Origin of the sequence: Moorena producens 3L (genome assembly GCF_000211815.1) — a bacterium.
Classification (GTDB): domain Bacteria; phylum Cyanobacteriota; class Cyanobacteriia; order Cyanobacteriales; family Coleofasciculaceae; genus Moorena; species Moorena producens.
In genome coordinates, this window is the sequence record NZ_GL890860.1 from 1 (window position 1) to 5566 (window position 5566).

The 5566-nt window shown below is 40.4% G+C and carries 4 protein-coding genes and 1 pseudogene; 3 read left to right on the forward strand and 2 right to left on the reverse strand.

The window, feature by feature from the left end:
* The 3 genes from LYNGBM3L_RS11465 to LYNGBM3L_RS11475 form a co-directional block, all read left to right on the forward strand.
* Positions 1-3139, forward strand: a 3139-nt coding sequence (locus LYNGBM3L_RS11465; RefSeq protein WP_008182736.1) for a leucine-rich repeat domain-containing protein, incomplete at its 5' end; no start/stop codon positions are given.
* A gap of 203 nt (positions 3140-3342) precedes the next feature.
* A complete protein-coding gene (locus LYNGBM3L_RS11470; RefSeq protein WP_008182738.1) occupies positions 3343-3924 on the forward strand; it encodes a leucine-rich repeat domain-containing protein in 582 nt (193 codons plus the stop codon).
* On the forward strand, positions 3914-4207 hold the full coding sequence (locus LYNGBM3L_RS11475) for a leucine-rich repeat domain-containing protein (protein ID WP_008182740.1): 294 nt from the start codon (positions 3914-3916) through the stop codon (positions 4205-4207). Before LYNGBM3L_RS11470 ends, LYNGBM3L_RS11475 begins: the two co-directional genes overlap by 11 nt.
* Positions 4208-4281: 74 nt before the next feature.
* Here LYNGBM3L_RS11475 and LYNGBM3L_RS34830 read toward each other — a convergent pair whose 3' ends face one another.
* The gene (locus LYNGBM3L_RS34830) at positions 4282-4980 is read right to left on the reverse strand and encodes a transglutaminase-like domain-containing protein (RefSeq protein WP_008182742.1); all 699 of its coding nucleotides are present in this window, start codon (positions 4978-4980) and stop codon (positions 4282-4284) included.
* Between the two features lie 183 nt (positions 4981-5163).
* Positions 5164-5566, reverse strand: a pseudogene (locus LYNGBM3L_RS11485) (hypothetical protein); the annotation flags it as partial.

Consider the following 5566-nt stretch of genomic DNA (forward strand, 5'->3'; position numbering starts at 1 on the left):
CGATTACGATGGTGACGGAAAAGCGGATATAGCAGTGCGTCGACCATCAACGCAAACCTGGTATATCAAAAATTCATCCGGCGTTGATACTATATCCGGCAATGCTGACGGTATAACCCGTAAAGCCTTTGGTCTGCGCAGCAACGATATTGCAATACCAGCAGATTATGATGGTGACGGAAAAGCTGATCTCGCTGTGCGGAGACCATCGACATTTCAGTGGTTCATTTTAAATTCTACAGGTACCGATTCATTTACCCAACACAGCGACGGAGTTAGTCGTGTTACATTTGGTCGATCCGAAAACGACATTCCGGTAGTTGCCGATTATGATGGTGATGGCAGAGCCGATATCGCAGTAAGGAGGCCTTCTACTCAATTTTGGTATGTACTTAACAGCAGTGGTTTGGATAACCAAACTAACCATAATGATGGTATTTCTCGTTTAAGATTTGGCAGTTACGAAACCGATATACCATTAGCAATGCCAACCAACAGCATTTGGAACATCAGCGATATCGATAATGACGGCCTGACTAATGCTCAGGAATTTGCTCAGGGCACCGCCATTGACAATCCAGATTCTGATAATGATGGGTTGACCGATGGTGAGGAAGTTAATTTATACAGCACAAACCCCCTCAACAATGACTCAGACCAAGACGGCGTTGACGATGGTATAGAAATAAACCTTGGAACTAATCCTAATTTAGCAGAGGACACAAAAGTTGAGTTTACACAAGAGTTTGTGTCTGCACTGTCTGGCGCCTTAGGTTATGGAGAAAGAGTCCGAGATGGTTACTTATCAAATGTATTAGATGCCTACAATTTTAAAGAAGATAATACAGGGACCTTCTACTTTAATGACTTATATGGCTATTCATATTCACAAGCATTTAACTGGCAGGTTGATGATTCTGAGACACTTATACTCAATAATTTTGAGCTGAACTCTCGTCAGCTTCAATGTGACACGTTACACAGCTCATTGGCTCCTCATTTTGATTCCGACATTATTGATGCATTATGGACCATATGCATAATTAACCAATTTTCTATAGATGGGGCTATTTTTAGTTATGGCTTATCCCATGCTCAATGGACACTTTCAGATTCTTCAGGAAATAAATTAAATCTTTCCATTAATTCCACCATGTCATACAAGTTAGAAATCCTCCAGAGTATTATCGATAAACTTGGGAGCGATTGGACTTGGGGGAATACAATTTTAACTGAAGTGCCCATGGAAACCGAAACCAGAGAGTTTATCACGCAAGAACATAGTATCTTCACCGATGTGAACGATTTCTCCCTAACTGGTTTTTGGGCGTTACCTCTATTTTACGAATTGCCTCAACATGAACCCCCTTTTATCGATGCTGCGACTTTCATGATGGACATGGTGGAGTTTTCAGAAAGCGTCGCATCTTCTACGTTATCAGAATTAAATTTTGAGGTTTCATCCTCAGAGGACTCTTTCACACTCAGTAATGATAATGAAACCTTAGTTTTCACCCCACTTCAGCAAATTTCACAGTCCTATCTTGTGAGGGTAGATCGTTTTGTTAACAGCCAATTAAGTCACATATATGTGGCACAAATGATCAAAAAAGATGAACAACAATCTTCCTTGGTCCAATCACCAGAAACTGAGTTACCTATCGTTTACGCTTACACTAAAAAAGTAACTCTCAACGAGTCTTTGGAAAATGGCTTAATTCCTCTGGATAAATTGATTGCACAACAATTTATCTCGGATGGACTCATGAAGCGCAATATTTTTTACGATGATTATGACGAAAATGCCACAGAGTTCTACTTTTCCAAAAACTGGAGTTGGCAAAAAGATGAAACTAAAAATCAGCTGATTCATCAATGGCAAAACAACACACAAAAGCGGGTTCGATATTGGGAGATCCTGGACGTTAATGATGCAGGAATTATCAGCCTTTTTTCGTACGAACTGTTTAGTTACGATTACAATGACGATGATGTCTATACCCCAGATGAGGCCGCTCATTTTATGACGCCCAGAATAGAAACAATCGAATTGATAGACCTTTCTGCCTATGGAGAGATATGGTTACAAAGTGATTTTGATGATGACGGACTTACGACTGAGCAGGAAACAGAATTGGGCACTAATCCAGATGCATACGACTCTGACAACGATGGTTTTTCAGATAGTGATGAAGTCCTGGCAATGACCGACCCCAATGACTCTAGCTCAGTACCATTATTAGCAAATCAAGTAAACTTTGCCGATCCGGGTCTAACAGATTGTTTGAGTAACATAGATTCCATGGTTGTATCTGTCACATCAATCAACTGTTCAAATGACAATATTGAATCCCTGGAAGGGCTGGAAGTTTTTACCTATTTAGAACATCTTGCTTTAAATTTAAACCAAATTTCTGATCTAACTCCAATAAGTGGATTAACCCTACTCAAGTCTTTGGAGCTATACAAAAATCAAATTAGTGATATCAATGCATTGTCAGAGCTGAATAAGCTTGAAGTTTTGTACTTAGAAGAAAACTCAATAGAAGAAATAAATGGTCTAGCCAACAAACCCAACTTGACCTTTTTGTACCTGAAAGGCAACGAAGTTACTAATCTTAGCCCTTTGAGCAATTCCACCTCCTTGTTATCTCTTGATGTCAGTAATAATAAGTTAACAAGTATCTCTTCACTTTCGTCTTTACCATCATTGGACTATTTAAACTTAACAGGCAACGAAGATATTCCTTGTGAAGAAATAAACAACCTGGAACGTACAATTTACCCTATAACAATTGTCAGAACTACCTCTTGCCCAGTGGGTGAATTGATAGACTTTTCGGTTATTGCTGATGAAAATCTGAAGTCTTGTATTGAAAGCACTAATTATGAAGAAATTTCAGATATTCGCCGGTTAGATTGTAGCAACCGGAGCATTGTCCAGCTAAATGGTATAGAACAATTCTTCGCGTTGAGCACTCTAGTGCTGGATAATAATACTATAACCGATATTCAACCTTTTTCAGGCCTTGCAAGTTTGAGTGACTTACATATGGATAGTAATCATCTGACCGCATTAACAGGTACTGGAAAGACTTTACTGAATTCAATACACTCTCCTTTGAAAACAACTCATTAGTAGATATATCTGCGCTACAAAACCTCACAGAAATATCTACCCTTAACCTTAACAGTAACAACGTATCTGATATCTCAGCATTAGCAGGCCTACAAGAAGTTGACGAGCTTTTTCTGGATAACAACCAAGTTACAGATTTATCCCCTCTGTCCAATCTGGAGTTCATCCGATACCTGACGTTAAAAAATAATGGACTCACAAATTTGTCGACATTACCTACATTCAGTTCACTCTATCATTTAGATTTAACTAACAATGAGATTCATGAACTTACAAGTTTTTCAGGCTTTGAAGCCCTGCAAAACTTGTATTTAGGCAACAACCTTATCGATGACATCAGCCATATTGCAGAGCTTGTACAATTGCGCAAACTTCGCCTGGGTGGTAACAAGATCAGTGATTTGTCGGCACTAACGGATTTTGAAAACCTGAGGGAACTAAACCTGTCTTCTAATCTCATTGAAGATATATCCCCCATTAGCAACAATATCTACCTGTCCGCTCTCTACGTGAGCAACAATGATATTAGCGACTTATCCGCCATTAGTAATCTCTCTCGACTCAGGTCCCTTTGGGCTATGGAAAATCGCATTGTTGATATTTCTGCTCTGACTAATTTAAAGAGTATTGAAATATTAATGCTAACGGATAATCAAATTACAGATTTAACAATGCTTCCCGAAAACTCAAATACCTATGCTATTTCACTGGCACACAATCAAAATTACCGATCCTTCTCCGCTGGCAAAGTACCAATACCTTACTTGGTTAAATTTGGAAGATAATCAAATAACAGAATTAACAGGATTTGAGTCTCTTACTTGGCTTCATTTCCTGAACCTTGGAAATAACCAAATAAGGGAGCTTTCTGCTTTGCAAACTGGAGAGCTTGACGAGCTTTATTTGTATAACAATCAATTGGAAAGTATTGAGCATTTATACGAATTCGGTGATTTAGAAATTCTGGATTTGAGCGACAATAGCAATTTAACCTGTAGCTCACTTGAAGTGCTTCAAACCGCTCTGCCCTCAACTACAATCACCCTTCCCCAAGAGTGTGTTAATTGACGAGACTCTGCACTTAAACGCGTTACCAGGGCTAATTAGCCCTGGTTTTTTATTACTCAAAAAGATTTAGCAGGCTACTCAGCTGCAACATTGGCCAGATTTTGGATACTGGATGGCATCTGACTGATACCAGTAATGATCGACATGGTAAATCCAGGTCCTTCATTCTCCAGTGTATCTGAGGGTAGATAGAAAATCCGAGATGACTGAGAAGGGTATAAAGCAGCGTCAAGTGTGTGCCACTTGTCTGCCTTAAAGGATTCAACCCAGGCATGACCAAATGAACGGACTTCACCTTCCTCTTCCATAATCACAGTGCCAAGTACCACTCTGGAAGGGAACCCCAATGCGCGTGCCAAAGCAGCAGTTAATACCGCATATTCAGTACAATCACCACTGCGAGTTGTAGCAACTTTAGAAGCGATACTGAAATTGTGAACATAAGTGGGATCGTCGATATAACCGCTAACAAAACGCTCAATATCCGATAACTGCAATTCGCCAGCTTGTTGAGTGAACTTAAATTGCTCCACCATGTCTTCGACTTGCGGTTCATCAAAATCAATCACAAAACTGCTGGCTAAATGCTTTGCCCTGGCCTCACCAGAATATTGTGGCGACTCCTGAACAACCACCTGTGCGATATTGTCCGCAACTTTAACGCCCTTAACATGCTGCCAATCCTGCAAGCGCGTCAGTATTTTATCAATATTGCTGGTTTTTATTTCAAAGCGGATCTGACTACCAAGCGGCAACGATTGGCCTTCAGCCATTTGTAACGGTACCTGATGCAGCGGCGGAGCGGTTCAGCAAAAACGGCGCCCCCAAAAATGCCAGTAACGACAGTTAATAACCCGCTTCATGGTAACACTGGCTCTCCAAATACTGACATTAACTCAATGTTTAGGGTCACTGGTCCCTGAATCATAGACCCTTTGCGTAATATTCCCTGGTTATCAGCTAAAAATTCTACTGCAAATGGTCCCAATGTCCATCTTGACATTGGCATGCTCATTATCCGCAATTTTACTCATTTTAACGGCCGTTGCGGATATCGGATCAGCCTCTGCCACCCACATGTTCTGAGTCACTACATCTTGTTCAGAACCCAGTAGTTCAAGTGAAACCAGATAACTACCATAATCAGACAGTAATTCCCCTTTGTGCTCCAAAACAGAAGACACTGGCTTACCCTGCATCTCACCTTGTACCTGCCACTGTTCTTCACTTTGAGTCAAATCGAACCGAGAGAGTAATTGGCTGTTTTCGATACTGTAGGTAGTGGCATTAATCAATACGCCTTCCGCTGTGCTCCATGAAATATCCACACCATCTGTTCTTGATAAATTTGACGCATCA